The 18,871-nt window shown below is 63.1% G+C and carries 18 protein-coding genes and 1 tRNA gene; 13 read left to right on the top strand and 6 right to left on the bottom strand.

All coding sequences use genetic code 11. From position 1 onward, the window contains the following. Positions 1 to 11: 11 nt before the first annotated feature. Positions 12 to 716: a response regulator transcription factor gene (locus FXB41_RS06590; protein WP_219680686.1), complete on the top strand. Its 705-nt coding sequence runs from the start codon at positions 12 to 14 to the stop codon at positions 714 to 716. Beyond that, positions 713 to 2,299 (top strand): ATP-binding protein, encoded by a 1,587-nt coding sequence (locus FXB41_RS06585; RefSeq protein WP_219680683.1) that lies wholly within the window; start codon positions 713 to 715, stop codon positions 2,297 to 2,299. Before FXB41_RS06590 ends, FXB41_RS06585 begins: the two co-directional genes overlap by 4 nt. Here the strand turns inward: FXB41_RS06585 and FXB41_RS06580 are convergent. Next, complete coding sequence (locus FXB41_RS06580) at positions 2,296 to 2,436, bottom strand: hypothetical protein (protein WP_007597071.1); 141 nt, start codon at positions 2,434 to 2,436, stop codon at positions 2,296 to 2,298. The genes FXB41_RS06585 and FXB41_RS06580 overlap by 4 nt on opposite strands. A gap of 79 nt (positions 2,437 to 2,515) precedes the next feature. On the opposite strand from FXB41_RS06580, the gene FXB41_RS06575 reads away from it, so the two are divergent. From FXB41_RS06575 to FXB41_RS06545, 8 genes are all read left to right on the top strand, one after another. Beyond that, a complete protein-coding gene (locus tag FXB41_RS06575) occupies positions 2,516 to 3,085 on the top strand; it encodes an alpha-ketoglutarate-dependent dioxygenase AlkB (protein ID WP_219680681.1) in 570 nt (189 codons plus the stop codon). Positions 3,086 to 3,316: 231 nt separating this feature from the next. Continuing rightward, on the top strand, positions 3,317 to 3,811 hold the full coding sequence (locus tag FXB41_RS06570) for a hypothetical protein (RefSeq protein ID WP_219680678.1): 495 nt from the start codon (positions 3,317 to 3,319) through the stop codon (positions 3,809 to 3,811). Between the two features lie 134 nt (positions 3,812 to 3,945). Further along, positions 3,946 to 4,875 carry an alpha/beta hydrolase gene (locus tag FXB41_RS06565; protein WP_219680676.1) on the top strand — a complete coding sequence of 310 codons (930 nt, stop codon included), beginning with the start codon at positions 3,946 to 3,948 and terminating at the stop codon, positions 4,873 to 4,875. A 212-nt stretch (positions 4,876 to 5,087) separates the two neighbouring features. Next, complete coding sequence (locus FXB41_RS06560; protein ID WP_007597075.1) at positions 5,088 to 6,092, top strand: TRAP transporter substrate-binding protein; 1,005 nt, start codon at positions 5,088 to 5,090, stop codon at positions 6,090 to 6,092. Between the two features lie 5 nt (positions 6,093 to 6,097). Continuing rightward, positions 6,098 to 6,709, top strand: coding sequence for a hypothetical protein (locus FXB41_RS40525; protein WP_246648667.1), 612 nt, complete (start codon positions 6,098 to 6,100; stop codon positions 6,707 to 6,709). Beyond that, positions 6,696 to 8,081 carry a putative bifunctional diguanylate cyclase/phosphodiesterase gene (locus FXB41_RS06555; RefSeq protein WP_311985801.1) on the top strand — a complete coding sequence of 462 codons (1,386 nt, stop codon included), beginning with the start codon at positions 6,696 to 6,698 and terminating at the stop codon, positions 8,079 to 8,081. Before FXB41_RS40525 ends, FXB41_RS06555 begins: the two co-directional genes overlap by 14 nt. 153 nt (positions 8,082 to 8,234) lie before the next feature. Further along, positions 8,235 to 9,617: an HlyD family secretion protein gene (locus FXB41_RS06550; protein ID WP_035993653.1), complete on the top strand. Its 1,383-nt coding sequence runs from the start codon at positions 8,235 to 8,237 to the stop codon at positions 9,615 to 9,617. After that, on the top strand, positions 9,614 to 11,557 hold the full coding sequence (locus tag FXB41_RS06545) for a glycosyltransferase (RefSeq protein ID WP_219680673.1): 1,944 nt from the start codon (positions 9,614 to 9,616) through the stop codon (positions 11,555 to 11,557). Before FXB41_RS06550 ends, FXB41_RS06545 begins: the two co-directional genes overlap by 4 nt. A gap of 605 nt (positions 11,558 to 12,162) precedes the next feature. On the opposite strand, the gene FXB41_RS06540 is transcribed toward FXB41_RS06545, so the two are convergent. Then, positions 12,163 to 12,324 (bottom strand): response regulator, encoded by a 162-nt coding sequence (locus FXB41_RS06540; protein WP_219680670.1) that lies wholly within the window; start codon positions 12,322 to 12,324, stop codon positions 12,163 to 12,165. 449 nt (positions 12,325 to 12,773) lie between these two features. Here FXB41_RS06540 and FXB41_RS06535 point away from each other — a divergent pair, with 449 nt between their 5' ends. Beyond that, positions 12,774 to 13,997 carry an ABC transporter substrate-binding protein gene (locus FXB41_RS06535; RefSeq protein WP_219680742.1) on the top strand — a complete coding sequence of 408 codons (1,224 nt, stop codon included), beginning with the start codon at positions 12,774 to 12,776 and terminating at the stop codon, positions 13,995 to 13,997. A 390-nt stretch (positions 13,998 to 14,387) separates the two neighbouring features. After that, positions 14,388 to 15,479, top strand: a complete 1,092-nt coding sequence (locus FXB41_RS06530) for an enolase C-terminal domain-like protein (RefSeq protein ID WP_219680668.1) — start codon at positions 14,388 to 14,390, stop codon at positions 15,477 to 15,479. Here FXB41_RS06530 and FXB41_RS06525 read toward each other — a convergent pair. Together FXB41_RS06525 and FXB41_RS06520 are read right to left on the bottom strand one after the other, a co-directional pair. Continuing rightward, positions 15,476 to 16,750: a lipase family protein gene (locus FXB41_RS06525; RefSeq protein ID WP_219680665.1), complete on the bottom strand. Its 1,275-nt coding sequence runs from the start codon at positions 16,748 to 16,750 to the stop codon at positions 15,476 to 15,478. The two genes, FXB41_RS06530 and FXB41_RS06525, sit on opposite strands and share 4 nt — an antisense overlap. Positions 16,751 to 16,952: 202 nt before the next feature. Then, complete coding sequence (locus FXB41_RS06520; RefSeq protein WP_035995285.1) at positions 16,953 to 17,195, bottom strand: hypothetical protein; 243 nt, start codon at positions 17,193 to 17,195, stop codon at positions 16,953 to 16,955. Between the two features lie 100 nt (positions 17,196 to 17,295). On the opposite strand from FXB41_RS06520, the gene FXB41_RS06515 reads away from it, so the two are divergent. Then, entirely contained in the window at positions 17,296 to 17,994 is a 699-nt protein-coding gene (locus tag FXB41_RS06515) for a Cif family virulence factor (protein WP_246648659.1), read from the top strand. 190 nt (positions 17,995 to 18,184) lie between these two features. Here the strand turns inward: FXB41_RS06515 and FXB41_RS06510 are convergent. Together FXB41_RS06510 and cpdR are read right to left on the bottom strand one after the other, a co-directional pair. Then, positions 18,185 to 18,259 (bottom strand) — tRNA-Val (locus FXB41_RS06510). 74 nt (positions 18,260 to 18,333) lie between these two features. Next, the gene (gene cpdR, locus FXB41_RS06505; protein ID WP_007597092.1) at positions 18,334 to 18,693 is read right to left on the bottom strand and encodes a cell cycle two-component system response regulator CpdR; all 360 of its coding nucleotides are present in this window, start codon (positions 18,691 to 18,693) and stop codon (positions 18,334 to 18,336) included. Between the last annotated feature and the right edge of the window lie 178 nt (positions 18,694 to 18,871).

Genomic DNA, 18,871 nt, shown 5'->3' with positions numbered 1-18,871 from the left:
CGGAGAGATTCTTGGCGCACCGCATTCTCATCGTCGACGACGAGGGTCACATCCGCGAGGTCATCCGCGTTGCCTTGAAGAAAGCCGGCATGGACGTGATCGAGGCGCGCGACGGCAAGGAGGCGCTGAGCCGCTTTGCCGCCGACAAGCCCGACCTGATCGTACTCGACATCGGCATGCCCGAGTTCGACGGCCTCGACGTCTGCCGCGAGGTGCGCAAAGGCTCCGACGTGCCGATCCTGTTCCTGTCGGCGCGCGACGAGGAGATCGACCGCATCCTCGGCCTCGAGATCGGCGGCGACGACTACGTGACGAAGCCTTTCAGTCCGCGCGAGCTGGTGGCGCGGGTCAACGTCATCCTGCGCCGCCTCAGCCCCCGCAATGGCGAGGCCAAGGCCGGGCCGTCAGCACTTGCGCAAGGCGGCCTCCTGGTCGATCCCGAGCAGCATGTCGCGTCCTTCGCCGGCACGCCGCTGAAGCTGACCGCGATCGAATTCGGCATCTTGCGCGCGTTCCTGACCCGGCCGACCTCGGTCTTCAATCGCGAGCAGCTGATGCGGGCCGCCTACCAGCTCAACATCCAGGTCTCCGACCGCACCATCGACAGCCACATTCGCAACATCCGCGCCAAGCTCGCGGCGCTAGCCTGCGACAATGTCATCGAGACCATCCACGGCGTCGGCTTCAAGCTCGGCCGCTGCGAGAAGGACGCATGAGCGCGGCGCCAGACAAATGGCGGCCGTCGCTTACCCTCGTGATCTTCACGGTGCTGGCGACCGTCGGCGTGCTGCCGCTGGTCGGCCTGTTCTTCTTCCGTCTCTACGACAACCAGCTGATCCGCCAGACCCAGGCCGAGCTGATCGCGCAGAGCCGCGTGCTCGCGACGATCTATGCGCAGGAGGTCACGGCGCGGCTCGACAGCGGCCTCACGCTCGGCGCCGAGGTGCCACCGAACGTGCTGCCCGACCCCGGCGACCAGGTCACCCCGATCCGCCCCGCGCTCGATCTCACCGCCAACGACCTGCTGCGGCGGCGGCCCGAGGCGCTGGCGGCGGCCCGGCCGGCGCAACCCGCCTATGTCGAGATCGGCGCAAAGCTGACGCCGATCATCCGCGAGACCCAGAAGGTGACGCTGGCAGGCTTTCGCATCCTCGATCCTCAAGGCGTGGTGATCGCGGGGCGGCAGGAGGTCGGGCAATCGCTCGCCCATATCGAGGAGGTCGCGGACGCGCTGCACGGCCAATACCGCGCCACCTTGCGCAACCGCGTGCCCGACAAGCCGCCGCCGTCGATCTATTCCTTCAGCCGCGGCCTCGGCGTCCACGTGTTTTCGGCAATGCCTGTCATCGTCAACAACCGCGTCGCGGGGGTGATCTACACGACGCGGACGCCGAGCAACATCTTCGACCATCTCTATCAGGAGCGGGCCAAGTTCGTGCTGGCGGGGCTTGCTGTGGTTTTCGGCACGATCGCGATCGGCCTCGTATTCTCGCGCACCATCACGCTGCCGATGCGCGAACTGATCGATCGCGCCACCAGAATAGGCCGCGGCGACCGTGAGGCGTTCAGGCCGCTCCGACATTACGGTACGCGCGAGTTCGCGCAGCTCTCGCACAGCTTCCTCGGCATGGCCGAGCAGCTGGCGCGGCGCTCGGACTATATCGCGACCTTCTCGGCCCACCTCACCCACGAGCTGAAATCGCCGCTGACCTCGATCAAGGGCGCCGCCGAGCTGTTGCAGGATTCGGTTCGGGGCAAAGCGGGGAGCCTGACGCCGGCCGAGCAGGAGACGTTCATCGCCAACATCCTGTCCGACACAAATCGGCTGGAAGCGATGGCGCAGCGGCTGCGCGAACTCGCGCGTGCCGAAAGCCTGCCGCAAAACGAGCGCACCGAATTGGCGCCCGTGATTGCCGACCTCAGGAGCCGGTTTCCAGCGAGCTCAATCGAGGCCAGCGGCAGCCTTGACCTGATGATCGGCATGTCGGCTGAGAAGGCGCTGATCGTGCTGTCGCACCTCGCGGACAATGCGATGCGGCACAACGCCGGGACAATCAGGCTGGAGGCGATCGACGAGCGCACGACCCTGCGTCTGACCGTGAGCAATGACGGCGATCCGATCTCGGCGCCGAACCGCGACAGGATCTTCGACGCGTTCTTCACCACCCGCCGCGACCAGGGCGGCACCGGGATGGGGCTCGCGATCGCGCGCGCGGTGATGGCGAGCCATGGCGGCTCGATCAGGCTCAAGCCGACCGAGGACGGCGCGGCATTCGAGCTCCAGTTTCCAATGGGCTAGATCGCGAACACCCAGGCGGCGACGATGGTGCCGATCGTGACCAGACCGGCGATGGTCCAGCCGGCGGCGTATTCCAGCTCAGGATGACCGGTCGCCCGCATGATCTCTGCCGGATCGGCGGTATGCTTCTCTGCCATGACAGCCTCGCACGTTACTTTCCGCGTCATATGTAAGTCGCATCAGCCACCATTAGGTTCCATCACGGAAATGCGAGGAATGACGCAGCTTGGTTTGTTCGCCGATCCGCAAGCAGGGCCTGCCGGCCTTCGCTACACCGATGACTTCGTCGAGGCCGCCGCCGAGCAGGCGCTCATCGGCCGCATCGCAGCATTGCCGCTCCAGCGCTTCCAGTTCGGCGCCTTCGAGGGCAACCGCCGGGTGGCGTCCTTCGGCTATCGCTATGACTACACATTGCAGCGGCTGGCCGAGGCCGAGCCGATCCCGGACTGGGTCGTCCCCGCCGCACGGCAGGTCGAGGCATGGGCGGGGCTTGCCGCCGGCAGCGTGCGGCAAGTGCTCTGCACCGAATACGACGCCGGCGTCGGCATCGGCTGGCATCGCGACAAGCCGCATTTCGACAAAATCCTCGGCCTGTCGCTCGGCTCGTCCTGCAAATTCCGCTTCCGCCGCCGCGGCGGCGACAAATGGGAGCGCCACACGCTCGAAGCTCTGCCGCGCTCGCTTTACATGATGGACGGGGAGGCGCGGTCGCAATGGGAGCACAGCATCCCGCCGGTCGAGGCGCGCCGCTATTCCATCACCTTCCGGACGATGAAGCAGGCCTGAAGAGCGGGCCAAAACAAAAAAACGCGAAAACAACCCCATGCACAGTAGAACGGCCGTGTCGGCGCGAGGCTCGGCCCCGCGGCATAACCGTTTGACACCTCGGGGCAAAACAGCCGCACCGCGCAAAGGCGCAAGGCCCGGCGAACTTGCCTTCCAATTCGCGTTTACATGCTAAACTGGTTCCACGCGCCGCGCGGGAAGAAGCCGCGACTGCAGGTCCAGGGAGCCAAGATGAAGCCCGGTCGATTGATCCTCGCCTGCACCCTCGTTGTCGCTACCGCCTCCGGCGTCGCCGATGCCTCCGACGCGACGCCCGCAAAAGTCTCGGGCTCGACGGCGCTGGCGCTCGCGGGGGTGATCGCGCCGCTATCGTCGGTCCTGTCCGGCGCCGAGAAGAAGGCAATGGCGATGCTATTCGCCGCCAACAGCGACATTCCCTACAAGAAGCCGATCGTGGTGACCGCCGATCGAATCGTCTGTCGCGCCGGCAATGTCGACATCACCATGCGGAACTGCGAGGTCACCTTCGGCAAGAAGACCAGGACGGTGAACGGCTCCACGGCCAGCGAGATCTTCGCCACCGAAGCACTGGCCGGCATTCCGTCCGACGGCGCCGCGGGATCGAATTTCGAGAGCCTGACCAAGCTGAGCTGCACGATCGACCCCAACGCAATCCGCCGGAAGGACGGCAGCGGGGCGGAGTGCACGTTTCAGCCGGGGAATTGAACCACGCGCGGAGGACGAACCGAGAGAACCATGGGTGCCGTGAAATCGCCTCATGACCAGCTAACTAATAAGGCGAATTGAAAAGACGGGCCAAACGCGCGAGCCCATATCGGGCACGCAGGGCCAACACCGACATGAAGAATTTTCTCGCATTTTTTCTGACTCTGGGCCTGACGGCAGCCTCCGCACAAGGTCCCCTACCGATGCGGCCGGACGCGCCGTCCGATCTCGTCCGGGTGGGCCTCACCGACAACGACACCACCGCGGGCGGCACCGCGCGGCTGTGCGAGCAGGTCACCTTCTCGCGCGGCCTGCGCTACGGCGAGAGCGAAGCCAATGTGCTCGATGTCGCCACCGCCACGACCAAGGCGGATACGCCGCGGCCGGTGCTGCTGTTCGTGACCGGCGACACCTTCACCGGCGACCGCGCCGCGCCGGAGCTGTCGCGTCAGATCCAGGACCAAGCCATGTGCTTTGCCGCACGCAACGACATGGTCGGCGTGCGCGTCAACTATCGGCTGGCGCCCTCGGCGACGTGGCCGGCGGGTGCGACCGACGTAGCGGCGGCGCTGTCCTGGGTCCACGGCAATATCGACCTGTTCAACGGCGATGCCCGCGAGATCGTCGCAGTCGGCTACGGCGCCGGCGCCTTCCATGTCGCCACCCTGCTGGCCCATCCCGAACTCCAGACCGACCGCGCCGATGTTGCGGCAGTCGTGCTGGTGTCCGGCGTCTACCGCGCCGGCAAGGACGCGAGCGACAGCGAGAAGGCCTATCTCGGCAGCGACGCCAGCCAGTACAACAAGCGCTCGGTCTTCCCCGGCATCCTCAATGTCGACGTCCCGATCGTGCTGGCCTGGGCCGCGGATGATTCCGCCGGCATCACGGCGCAGGGCGAGACCCTGAAGAAGACGCTCTGCGGCGCCGGCCATTGTCCGCGTAGTGCGCTGCTGCGCAGCCGCGACGGCATCGCGAGCGCCTTCGGTCTCGACGGCTCCGGCGACAGCCTCGCCGAGCCGACGCTGCTGCTGGTGCATCAGCTCGAGGCGCGCGGTCTGCCGTAGCGGCGTGCCGGGAGCACGCCGATACCGGCCACGCCTCGCCGACGTTAGCACGCCTTAAACCACGATTCGCGATCCTGGTCGCCGCCTGGAGCACCGCGTGCTATCTAGGAGAGTTACTTGAAGTAGTTCAATCTATGAGGGTCCGCTAGAGACCGAGAAAATCGGCGTTTCGCACAACTGTGTGACCCGTCGCTGCCACGATCGGAAAACCGATGCTTACGTTGCTGGCACGATGCGCGGTGATCTCGTTTGCGTTGATTTCGACCTCAGCCGCCGAACCGGTCAAGCTCAAATTGGCCTTCTTCAGCTCCGACCGCTCGACGAGTTATCTCGCCGCGGTCAAGCCGTTCGTCGAGGCGGTCAACACCGAGGCCAGAGGCCAGATCGAAATTGAAACCTATTTCAGCGGCGCGCTTGGCAAGGATCCGGCTGAGCAGCCCCAGCTCGTGCTCGACGGTAGGGCCGACATCGCCTACGTCGTGACGGGGCTGACGCGCAACCGGTTTGCGGATAACGCAATCATCGAAATGCCCGGCCTGTTTGCGAGCATGCGGGAGTCCGTTGCGGTGTTCGGCCGGCTGATGGCCGCCAACGCGCTGCAAGGATACGATGACTACATCGTGATCGGCGCTTATGTCAGCGAGCCTGAGACGATCCACAGCAATATCGCGATCACGTCGTTGAACGATCTCAAGGACAAGAGAATTCGCGTCAACAATCCTGGCGAAGCCGCAGCGCTCGAAAAGCTCGGGGCGCGGCCTGTGCTCCTGCCGGTCAACAAGATCTCCGAAGCCATCGGCAACGGCAGCATCGATGGCGCCCTCGTGAACCCTGCTTCAGTGGTCGATTACGGCATCAAACGCGTTGCGACTTATCATTACCTTCTTGGTGTCGGCGGCGCGCCGCTGATGGTCTTGATGAATCGGAAGACGTTCAACCGGCTGCCGAAATCGGCGCAGGCGATCATCCTCAAATACAGTGGTGCATGGTCTGCCGGGCGCTTCATGGATACCTACGAAGCCGTGGAAAACAGCATCATGGGTGAGCTGAAGACCGATCCCAAACGCCAGGTGACCATACCCTCGCCGTCGGACCTCGATGCGGCCAATGCCGTGTTCGCGGCCGTTGCCGACGATTGGGCTTCGAAAAGTGAGCGCAATGCCGAGCTGCTGAAAACCGCTCGGGCCGAGCTCACGAAAATGCGATCGACGCGGTAGCACTGATGCCGTCACTCGCCGGGATCCGGCCTCAGCGAAACATCGTCACCATCGTCGCCGCGCTCGCCATTCTGTTGCTGGGCGCCGGGACCACCCTGAAAATCACGACCGAACATCTTCTCCGTCAAGATGCGACGTCGACCGCTCGTAGCTGGGCGAGGTTCCTTGCGGCCAGTGTCGCCGATCTCGAGCAGATCGCCGGCGGCGAGCAGCCTTCCGCCGCGAGCATGGCGTTCTTCCGGTCGGCGCGAAATTCCGGCGAGGTCTTTCACTACGAAATATTCAACCGTAATGGCTACTCCCAGTTCGTTTCGACCCGCGAAAAGATCGCGCTCGTCGACTTGTCTGAATATAGCCCCGATGCAGCGCGATCAGCGGTTGACGGTCAACCGATCATCGACGTCGGGGAGGGAAATTCGCCCGACCGACCGGCATTCTTCGCCCGCGCCTATGTCCCGATCCAGACCGACGGTCGCCTCACCGCTGTCGTTGCGGCCTACGTGGATGAAACCGAATACGTTCCTGACCGCAGCCGTGTTTCTTTGCCTGCTGTCAGGTCTCGCCTTCTCCATTCCCGCAATTGCCTGGTATCGGGAAACAAAGGTGAAGCACGCTGACCGGCGCATCCGGTTTCTCGCCCATCATGACGCGTTGACCGGGCTGACCAATCGCCCGCAGCTGATCGAAAAACTGGAGAGCGCCATCGCTCGCCTGCCGATGCGGGGCAGCAGCCTTGCCGTACACTTCATCGACATCGACCGTTTCAAGGAGGTCAACGATTCGCTTGGTCACGACGGCGGCGATTTTCTGCTCAAGTCCATCGCCAAGCGTCTTCGCGCCGCGGTCAGGATCGACGACGTGGTGGCGCGGCTCGGCGGCGACGAATTCGTGGTCGTGCAGTGCGGCATCGCCGGCAAAGCTCAGGCCGAGTCGTTTGCGAGCCATCTCGCCGCCGCGATAAATGCGACCGTGAAATTCAAGCAGCACGAGATCCTCACCACCGCTAGCATCGGCGTGGCGCTGGCGACGGGGGAAGACACCAGCCCCGAGGGGTTGCTCAAGAGTGCTGACCTCGCGCTCTACGCGGCCAAGGCAGCCGGCCGCAACTGCATCCGGTTTTTCCTGCCCGAAATGGACACCGAGCTGCAAGCGCGCATCGAGCTTGAGAGGGCGATTCGCGAGGCGGTGCTGAATGATCGCTTCGAATTGCATTACCAGCCGCTCTTCGAAGTATCCCGGCGCCGCCTTGCCGGATTCGAAGCGCTGATCCGGATGCCCGCGGCGGACGGAACCCTCATTCCGCCATTGACCTTCATTCCGGTCGCCGAGGACTTGCGGCTTATCGACAAGATCGGGGCGTGGGTATTGCGGGAGGCATGCCGCACGGCCGCGACCTGGCCGGCGCACCTGACCGTTGCAGTGAACCTGTCACCCGCGCAGTTCGTGGCGGGCAACATCGGTGACATCGTCGCCACCGCACTAACAGAGGCTGGACTCGCGGCGCACCGGCTCGAACTGGAGATCACCGAAAGCCTGCTGCTCGGCAACACCGAAACGATCATGGCGCAACTCCGGACGCTCAAGACGATGGGCGTTGCCATCGTGATGGACGATTTCGGGGCTGGCTATTCGAGCCTCAGCTATCTGTGGCGCTTTCCGTTCGACAAGATCAAGATCGATCGAGCCTTCATGCAGAGCCTCAACGGCCCCCATTGTCAGGTCGGGACAGTAGTGAAAGCGATCATCGCGCTCGGACGGGAACTGCACATGCGCGTCACGGTCGAAGGCGTCGAAACCGCCAACCAGGCAGCTTTTCTCGAGGCGGCCGAGGGTGATCAGGTGCAAGGCTTCTTCTTCGGCCGGCCGATCCCCGCCTCGGAGCTCGGCGCCAGCATTCTCGCGGACTTTGAGAAGGCAATGCCACCGGCTTCGCCCGCGCCGGCCCAAGCCACCAAGCTGCACCTCGTCAACTTATCAGCCGAACGGTAGCACCGACCCTGTTCCCGTTCGGCCAACGCGGCTCTTGGCGGCTCTCTATTGCAGACAGTTCTCTTGTTTCAACTAACTCTTTCAACACCAAGATTGCATTTGGGTCCGGCCGACGGCATCTCGCTCTGAGGTTGCGCGTTAGCTGTCAGGTGTATGATGCAAAACAAAACGCGTTTCGGTTCGACGCTCGAAAGCGGCGGTCCAGATATCGCGAAGCCTCTCGCGATGGACGGAAACCATGACGCGCACGGTTTGCAACGCGCGTTGGATGCGCGTCTCAGTCCCGGCAATACCGATGCCCCGGCAACTGGCGGCGCTGCGGCCGCGGATCTGGCGCAATCCAAGCCGAGCCGGACGCTTCGCCGATTTGTGAAGGCCGCAGCGGGCATCGCCATCGTCGCAGTATTCGGCTGGCTGCCGCTCAGGGCGCTTTTCCAGACGTCAAGCGTCGAAGCCGTCGTCAATTCCAGGCTCGTGACATTGAGGTCGCCGATCGACGGGAAGATTTCAGCGGGGGCCAGTCTGGCAGGCGATTTAGGCATCGTCGGCGAGGGCACTTTCATCCTTCGTGTCGTCAATCCGCGCGGAGACCGCGTGCGGCTCGATGATCTACGCAGTCAGATGTCTCGCCTCGAAAACGAAAGGCCGAGCCTCGTTTCGAAGATAGCTTCAGCCCAGGCGGCGCAGAAGGATCTGGCGCGTCAGGCGGCCCTGTTCACAGCGGGGCGCATCCGTCAGCTCGAGGCGCGCATCGCAGAAATCCAAACATCAATCGAAGCCGCCGCAGCGCGTCGCGAGGAGGCGGCGGCCGCGGTGGAACGAGCTTCATCGCTTATCAAATCGGGCAGCGTTTCGTCTGTCGAGCTTGGGCGCTTGACGCGGGATCAAACCATTGCCCAGCAAACCGAAATCGGCGCGCGCCGCCGCCTGGATGCAACCCAGGTTGAGCTCACCGCCGCGCGCGAGGGCACGTTCCTCGGCGACAGCTACAACGATCGTCCGAGCTCGGTGCAGCGTGAGGAGGAAATGCGGCAGCGGGCTGAAGGGCTCACCGCGGACGTAGCGCATGCTGATGCGCAAATCTCGTGGCTCGTCGGCGAGATTGAATCCGAACGATCTCGTTACATCAGCCGCTCCGAGGCGGACATCAAATTCCCCATCGCCGGCCGAATATGGGAGGTCATGACGGCGCCTGGAGAGGACGTCCGGGCCGGACAACCGCTCGTCCGTCTACTCGATTGTTCCGGTGCCGTGGTGACGGCGAACGTCACTGAGAGCGTGTATAACGGGCTGAAACTGGGATCTCTCGCACATTTCCGGCCGAGCGCCGGCGGGCCCGAATTGGCTGGCACCGTCGTCAATCTCACCGGCTCCGCAGGGGCCGCAGCGAACCTCGCCATTAATCCCGATGCGCTGAGCAAGGAACCGTATCGCGCGACGATTTCTGTCCCCGACCTCAACGATGGCTCCAACGATTGTCCGGTCGGGCGAACCGGACGCGTCATCTTCTCGGCAGACACGGCGAGAAAGCCATGATCGCCGCGCTGACGCCGGGCCTTATTGCGCTCGGGTTCTGCGTTGCCGTCCTTCCCTGGCTCAGGCACGAAAACTCCGCGGCGCGTTCGCTGATGATTTCAATCGTGTTGCTGCTCATGCTCCGTTATTTTGGATGGCGCATGACGGCAACGGTCCCGCCCGTCGGCTGGACCGCCGATTTCGCCGTGGGATTTCTGTTCCTCATCGTCGAGGCTGCATCGCTTGCAGCGGGTGCACTGTCGCTGGTATTTCTCAGCCGCACGACCGATCGTACGCCGCAAGTCGAAGCCAACGGGCGGTGGTTTGCCGGGCGGCAAGCTCCGCTGATCGACGTATTCGTTTGCACCTACAACGAGGAAACGTCGATCCTGGAGCGCACAATCATCGGCGCCACGGGAATGAACTATCCCAACTACCGTGTCTGGGTTCTGGACGACGGGCGGCGTGACTGGCTCGAAAAGCTTGCCGGCCAGCTCGGCTGCCGCTATCTGGCGCGCCCCGACAACACCGACGCCAAGGCTGGCAACATCAATCACGCCCTGCGGCATGTGGCGGAGCTCGCCGATCCCCCTGACTTCATTTCGATCCTCGACGCCGATTTCGTTCCGATGCCCGAATTCCTCGCCCGCGCGATGTGCTTGTTCGGCGATCAGCGCGTAGGCGTGGTGCAAACGCCTCAGCATTTCATCAATGCGGATCCGATCCAAACCAACCTGGCCGCGACCAAGGTCTGGCCGGACGAGCAGCGTTTCTTCTTCGATATTCTGATGCCATCGAAAGACGCTTGGGGCGTGGCTTTTTGTTGCGGCACGTCGTCGGTCATCAGATTCTCATCCCTCGCGAAAATTGGCGGCTTTCCGACCGACTCCGTGACGGAGGACTACTTGCTGACGCTGCGGCTGAAGGAAATTGGCGCGGGCACGGTGTACCTGAACGAACGTCTGACCTTGGGGCTGGCCCCGGAGGGCCTCAAGGAGTACATCACCCAGCGCAGCCGATGGTGTCTTGGCTTCATGCAGATCTTTCGCGGGCGAAGTGGCCCTTTTTCCCGAAGATCGCAGCTGGATGTTATCGACAGGCTGTCTCTCATCGAAGCATTCATGAGTTGGACCTCGACCTATGTCGTCAAGGTATTCGGTCTCGTCGTTCCGAGCCTTTATCTTCTCTTCGGCGTCAAAGCCGTCCAGGCGGATCTTTTCGAACTCCTCGGATATTTCCTACCCTTCTATGTCTGGTATTCGCTCACCATGGCCTGGATTTCCCGCGGACGCTCCATGGCGGTGATGTCGGATGTCGCTCAATACATTGCACTGCCGGCGGTTCTCAAGGCCGTGGCGGCGGGGCTGCTCAAGACGCAGGGGCACAAATTCAAGGTCACCGCAAAGGGCGGGGATCGCGATCAACGCTTCATCGAGTGGCCACTGCTCAGGGTATACGGCACCGCACTGGCGATTACGCTCGCGGGTATCGTCTATGCCTTCGTGCTTCATGTGCAAGGCGACATGATCGCCTATGGCAGCCTGGCGCTCGCCTGGAGTTTGTACAACGCGATCATTCTGATGATCGTCTGCTTGGTGTCGATCGAGCAGCCGCGGCGACGGAAGGCCGAGCGGTTCGAGCGAGATGAGCCGGTTCTTTTCAATCTCGGTGGCCGGCAGTTCATCTACCGTTTGGCAGACATGTCGATCACGGGCGCCCGCTTCGTGAGCGACAAGCCACCGCCAGTCGGGACCGCGGTTCATTGCACCCTCCAGGAAAGAAAAGTAGCTGCCCTGGTCGTGCGACGAACCGGGGATGGATTTGCGGTCCGGTTTGATGAAACCCTGAACACGCGCATCGATCTCATTCGCGCTTTCTATTCCGGTGACTACGTCAGTGCATTCACCGGCATACGCGCCGCTCCCGTCGGCAAAGCATTATTGATGCGGATCTTCGGGTGACTACGTCTACCACCGGCGGCAGGTAGAAGGGTTGGACAACATGGCTGTCCTAGCAGGCCTCATTTCCTCACAGCGAGGAGATTCGTAGCAAGGAGCATCGTATCCGAGTGCGGCGACTGAGAGCGCCCCGGCAAATCGAGCCTTCTGATACCCAATGCGATAACCGCCGAAGCTGAGCAATATTGAGCTGCGAATCGTCGTTGAGAGCACGTAGTTTTTTTGGGGGGCGTCATGCCAAAGAGCGCGAAGAGATACGTAGCGCTGTTGGGAGGAAGGGATGATCACCGAGCGAAGACAGCCAACCCTTTGGCCCCGGAGTCTCGAAGACGAACTGCGAATGGAGCGCGCCCTCCACTCTCTCGAAAAGGAGAACAAGGACTTGAAAGAATTGGTCGTCCGTCTTTCGGAAACCCTCCTTCGACATGTTTGTCAAAGCGCAGCACTAAGATCGCTGAAGAATAGCGCTGAGCGGAACACTCAAGGTCGGACCGATCCATACTGAGCACGTCACCGTCCCTGCCAAGCCGAGCGTTGCAATCGGTTATTCTCAACCAACGCCCACGTCCAGGCTTTCGGCGCTCGATCGTTCCGGGTAGGGCGCGTTCCTACGTAGGCGCCCGCAATTCGCTGTGAAACCAAGCCAAGGTATGGGCCGATCTCATCGGGTCGACCAGATCGACCGCGATCTGATCGACGAAATCGCAAGCGGGACATTCGAAGGTACGAATGTCAAAACCGGCGGGGCCAGGTGTGATGCGCACCAGCATCGTTGTTGCCTGGCATTTAGGACAAGGCGGTCGTTGAATGGTCATGAGGCTTGCCTGGATCCGGCGGGAGCGCAATACTCTCTGTCATCGATGGATGCCAATGGGAGCGGTGATGGAACATGATGGAACGGCAAGCTCTGCTGCCACCGGTCAATATTGACCACCAGCCAAACTAAGGCCCGCTATCCCAAATGTGAACTTTCACAGATAGAATCATTTTTCATCGGCAACCTGCACTGTATCGTCCGGTTTCGCGACCGCGGGGTCGAGATCGAGTTCGAGGTCCGCGGACGGCCCGCCACGGTCGGCACGTCAATACGCTTGCCATTCCGTTCGGCCGGCAAGAAGCCCGCCGTCCGGCCACAGCTTTGACAAACGCTTGACGTAGATCAATCGCCTTGCTGCGGAGTGAGCCGACCTCGTTGGGGGCCAACGACAAGGTGTCGAGCATGCGCGTCACCGGCAGGCTGCTGTTCGTTCTGATCATCTCCTACGCCTCGCTCGGGGCGATGTCGCAGGAGCGCGCCGATCAACCCACCGCCGACAACGAAATCCGCATCGGCAATGTCATGCCCTATTCGGGACCCCTCTCGGAGTTCGGCGCCATTGGCCAGGCGGAAGCCGCCTATTTCGACATGATCAATGCGCGCGGCGGCATCAACGGCCGCAAGATCCGCTTCATCACCCGCGACGACAATTCCGACCCCACGACCGCGCTGGAGCTGACCCGCAAGCTGGTCGAGACGGACGACGTGCATTTGATGTTCGGCTCGTTCGGCACGCCGGGCAATCTCGCCGCGCGCTGGTATCTGAACGCGAAGAAGATTCCGCAGCTGTTCGTCGCCTCCGGCGACGAGGAGCTGAGCCAGGCCAAGGCGTTTCCCTGGACCATGGGCTGGCAGCCGTCGTTCCGGTCGGAGGGGCGCATCTACGCCAACTATCTCCAGGCCTATTATCCCAGGAAGAAGATCGTGGTGCTCTGGCAGAACGACCAGTTCGGGCGTGCGCTTCTCAAGGGCATGGAGGAAGGCCTTGGCGATCTGAACCGTCTCGTCCTCGTCGACATCGCCTTCGACATTGCCGACGAGCATCTCGACGGACACGTCTCGATCCTCAAGCGCGCCGGTGCCGATATTTTCGTCTTTCTCGGCGTACCGTCGACGGCGTCCAAGGTGATCAAGCTGGCAGCGTCAATGAAATGGCGCCCGGTCTTCATCGTCAACGACGCCTCGGCCTCGATCGCCAACGCGATGGCGCCCGCAGGCCTAGAGAATTCCTCCGGCGTGATCTCGGCGGCCTTCCTGAAGGATCCTAGCGATCCCGCATGGAAGGACGATCCCGCCATGAAGGACTGGTTCGCCTTCATGGACAAATACCATCACGACGAAAGCACCAACAGCAGCGCGGCGCTCTATGGCTATGCCGCGGCCGAGGCGCTGACGCAGGTGCTGAAGCAATGCGGCGATGACCTCTCGCGCGAGAACATCATGCGTCAGGCGGCTTCGCTGAGGAATTATCAACCCTCGGTCGCGCTGCCCAACATCAGGATGAACACCTCGCCGAACAGCTACCTGCCGATCAGGCAGATGCGGCTGGTCCAGTTCGACGGCCGCTCCTGGCAACCCTTCGGCGATGTGATCGAGACGGCCTTCACGGAAGGCGCGGCGCGGTGAGCTGACTCGGGCAGGGCAGTTGCCCGCTTGAGGGAGCGTCGGCGTTTATCGCATCGAAGGGAGAGGTGCGCTCCCTCCCCCGCTTGCGGGGGAGGGTTGGGGAGACGGTGCATCCGCAATCGAGAGCCCCCAAGAGGAGAAAGCCCTCACCCGGCGCGCGGGACGATGCTTCGCATCGCCCGGACGGCGCCGACCTCTCACGCAAGCGGGAGAGGCGACGCACCTGAGTCTTGGCAACATCCGGGCACGCCCGGACTGAATTCGGCTTCTCACGCCGGCTTCAACTCCCGCGCAACCCCATTTTATGGTGGTCGCGGTCGGCGGCTTTTCGTTTCATCACAGACGTTTAAGATCGGCACGAACCTGCATTCACTTCCGGAGATCATCCGAATGACCGAGACCATCCGCATCAGGCGCTTCACTGCCCGCGCCGTGATCGTGCCGATGAAACTGCCGCTCCAGACCTCGACCGGTGCGGTTGCCAAGGCGCCGCTGGTGCTGATCGACTGCGAGACCGACAAGGGTGCCGTAGGGCACGCCTATCTGTTCTCGATCACGCCGTCGGCCTTGAAGCCGTTGACGGCAATGGTCGCGGAAATGTCGGAGCTGCTTGCGGGCGACGAGCTGCTGCCGTTCGAGATCGAGCGCAAGCTGACCCAGCGCTTCACCCTGCTCGGCCTCGCCGGCCTGCAGCGGCTGGCGCAATCCGGCATCGACATGGCGGCGTGGGACGCGTTGGCACGCGCACGCGGCCTGCCGCTGGCGCGGCTGCTCGGCGGCGCGCCAAAACCGGTCAGGGCCTACAATTCGAAGGGGCTCGGCATCATGCCGGCGGATGCCGCGGTGGAGGAAGCCCACAAGCTGCTGGCCGAGGGCTTTCAGGCCGCAAAGATCCGAGTCGGCCGTCCCGATGCGCGGGAAGACCTCAAGGTGGTGCGCGCGGTGCGCAAGGCCGTCGGCGACGACGTGACGCTGATGTGCGACTACAACCAGGCGCTGACGGTGACCGAGGCGATCCGCCGCGGCGAGATGCTCGACGACGAGGGGCTGACCTGGATCGAGGAGCCGATCCGTCACGACGATTATGAGGGCAACGCCCGTATCGCGGACGCGCTGCGCACGCCGGTCCAGATCGGCGAGAATTTCGACAGCGCGTTCGCGATGCAATCCGCGCTCTCCGCCGAGGCCTGCGACTTCGTGATGCCCGACGTGCAGCGCATCGGCGGCGTCACCGGCTGGCTGCGCGCCGCCGCGCTGGCGCACGCCGCCGGCATCGAGATGTCGACGCATCTGTTCTCGGAAGTCAGCGCGCATCTTTTGTGCGTAACGCCCACCGCGCACTGGCTCGAATATGTCGACTGGGCCGACGCGGTGCTTTCAACGCGGCTGATCGTCAAGGACGGCTTTGCCCTGCCGGGCGAGGAGCCCGGCAACGGAATTGTGTGGGACGAGGCGGCGGTGAAGAAGTATCTCGTGAGCTAATCGTTGAAAGCGATGCCCTTCGCGGCCTCGCCCGGAGCGCCGGGCTCGGCAATTCCCGCGCAATTGGCCCGCGGCTTTTGTCCGGCGAGCATGCCGCGGAAGAACGCGAGCGCATCCGGGAAGGCCGCGTTCAGGCCGCCATTGTGCGTCGCGCCGGGATAAGTCTTCCAGACCACCTCGTTGCCGGCCGCGCACAGCGCCGCGACTTCGGCATATTGCCGTGTCGGGACCAGCGTGGAATCGGCAAGACCGGTCCCGAGCAGCACCGGCACCTTCAGCCGCACGGCCTTCATGTCCGTGATCGGCGTCAACCGCGCCAGCACATTGGCGATGGGCTCGACATAGACGTTCTGGGCGGTAATGCCGTCCTTGCGCGCGACCTCGCGCATCTCAGGCGTGCAGCTTTCACGCGCCGCTTTCAGGACCGGCTTGCCCTTGTCGGAGACGAGATCGTCGGCGGACGGCGCGCCATCCGGCAACGAGCCGCCGAGCATCATCAGCGACGTATAGATCGGCGAAGCGATCGCGGTCGTCTGCGGCGGCTTATAGGGACCATCGGGGAACGTGGACACCAGGCCCGTCGCCACGGTGGCGATCAGCGGCACGTCGGGCGCGTAGCTTTCCGCGATCACGGTCGCGCCGATTGCGGCGCCCGAGCCTTGCGATTGTCCGGTGACGAAAACCTTTGAAGCGAGCTTGTCGCGATACGCGGCGAGCGCAGCACGCGCGCCGTCGAGCACGGAGCGCCCTTCCGCCTCCCAGATCAGATACGGATGCGGCCCCGCGCCGCCGAGCCCCTGATAATCGGTCGCCACCACCGCAAACCCGTTCTCGAGCCAGCGCTGGATGTAGGTGGCATCGCGCGGCTTGTGCCCGGTCCAGGACGGCGCACAGGAATCCGACACGCCGAGCGTGCCGTGCGCCCACGCGACCAGCGGCCAGCCTCCGGCCGGCGGCTCGCCCTTGGGCAGATAGACCGTACCGCTCACCGGCACGATACCGGCGTACCAGCGCACATCCGTGGACGTGTAGAGGATGCGCTCGGCGACACCGGCGCTCGTGATCTCCGGCTGCGCAAGCATCGCCTCCCTGCGCAGCATCACGCCGGGGCTTTCTGGGAGGGCTTGGGGCCAGCGATAAAAGCCGGACAGGTCCTGATCGCCGACTTTCGGTCCCACCGGCAGCGACGAATCCGCGTGGGCTTGCGCCATCGCGAGGCCTGTGACGACGGCGAGCGCCATCACGAATTTCGGACTCGGGGTTTTGAACATCGGCGTCTCCAGTTCCCTTGCAGTGTGCCGCATTTTTGTTGGCGGGTTGATTGCCGCAGCAATGCACTTTCCGCGTCGATTATGGAGACGATCGTGCGCGGGTCCAAGTCTATTTGAGGCAAGTCTATTTCAGGCAAGTTTTTTGCAGACACGTCTTTTCGGACACGTCTGTTCAGAGATGGGCAGATGCCGGTCTGCGTAGCTACCAGGTCTCCGCGCCGGGGATTTTCTTGCGCACCGCCCGGCGCTGGATCCAGATGCAACGGCGCACGGCCGTATTGGAGCGGCCGACCGCGGATATCCCTTGGCCGGCTTGCAGCAGTGGCGCCACGTTTTCGCGCAGCGCGCGGCAGCGCTGGAGCTCAGCCTGCCAGTCGATGATGGCGGCGTCGGCCCGCGACGCCATCAGCGACAATATCGCCACGGCAAGACAGCTCCCTCGCATGGTGCGCATTCCCTTCACCGTGATGTGGCCGGATCGCGCCAGGCGGCATCGTGGCCCGGATGTCATCCGAGCTAATGACACTGCAAGACGATAACTCAACTTGACGCCGGCGGCGAGAGCTTGCCGGTTGCGTCCCGCGGCATCCGACAGCCTGATCCAACGCATCTGTGATGCAGCTGTGAGCTCTGATCGCGCGATCCTGAAAAATCAGCGAAGCGATCAATGGTATGACAACCAGCATTCAAAACGCCAGCCGGCAAACAACGAGGTGAACATGATCCTTCCCAGGAAGTTTTTGGCCAGCGCCGGGTCACGACCGATTGCGCGACGCCTCCATCTTGCCGTGATGACCGCAGCGCTGTTTTTCGCCGCAACGTTCTGGCCGGTCGGACCTGCGCTGGCTGCCGCAAATGATGCCGAGGCGCGAACCATCTTCGACAAGTTCATTGCCGCGCAGAATGCGCATAACGCGGACGATGTGAAAGCCATGCTCTGGAATTCGCCGAGCACGCTGTTGTTTGCGAGAGGCATAGAGACGAGAGGGCGCGATGCGGTCGCCGACCGCTTCAAGGCGTATTACGAAGGCACCTGGCACCTCGAACCCGACATGTCGAAATTCCACGTCGCCGTGATCTCGAACGAGGTCATGCAGGTCCTCGTGCCGATCGTCTTTACGCGCGGCCTTCCGGGCAAGCCGCCACAACAAAATACGTTTCTGATCAGCCAGACCTACGTTCAGGATGCGGACGGCTGGCACGTCGCCTCCATCCTTCCGGTCGCGAATACGGAACTGAAATAGGGGGATTTAGCGGCGGTATGTCGGCTAAGGAGGCTGCCGCTCCAGTCCGTCTCCGCTCTTCGAGCTACGCCGGACACGCTTCGCCGCAATCAGATTGGTGGCTTGCCGAGCCGTAGCTCGCGGCGGGAGCCCGCCTGCGCCCCTTGGGCTTCGGCGTGGCATCCTTCACTCGGCTATCGCGAGCGAAGGATGGTGGGCGCGACAGGGATCGAACCTGTGACCCCTACCATGTCAAGGTAGTGCTCTCCCGCTGAGCTACGCGCCCTAGATGTCGTCTAGATCGGGTCGGGTCCCTATAACGGCTCAGGGGAGCCGGTGCAAGGACGGAAGGCGGCCGATTTAGGCCGCCAGCATCTTGTTCACTTCGCTGACCAATTCGCGCAAATGCACAGGCTTGGACAGCACCTTGGCGTTCTTGGGGGCGTCCGAATCCGAGTTCAGGGCGACCGCGGCGAAGCCGGTGATGAACATGATCTTGATGTCGGGGTCGAGTTCCGAGGCCCGGCGGGCGAGCTCGATGCCGTCCATCTCCGGCATCACGATGTCTGTGAGCAGCATTTCGAACGGCTCTTCCCGCAGCCGCTGATAGGCGGCCATGCCGTTATCGTGGGACGAGACCTGAAAACCGGCGTTTTCCAGCGCCTTGACCAGGAAACGGCGCATGTCGTTGTCGTCTTCGGCGAGCAGGATCTTTGGCATGGCGGAAATGTCGAATCCCCAGAGGATATCAGCAGAGGTCACTAAGCCCGACGGAGGGTAAATTTGGGGTGAAAATCTTTACCCTCAGCCGGCCGTGCTTGCCGGCCCCTTGTGAACCTGAAAGCAGTTCGAAGCAATCGAGCCGTACTTGCCGGTCCCCACCTCGCTGCCCGCAGGG

This window comes from Bradyrhizobium canariense (genome assembly GCF_019402665.1).
GTDB classification, from domain to species: Bacteria; Pseudomonadota; Alphaproteobacteria; order Rhizobiales; family Xanthobacteraceae; genus Bradyrhizobium; species Bradyrhizobium canariense.
The sequence above is the reverse complement of the archived record's forward strand: the minus strand, read 5'-3'. Positions and strand labels throughout refer to the sequence as shown.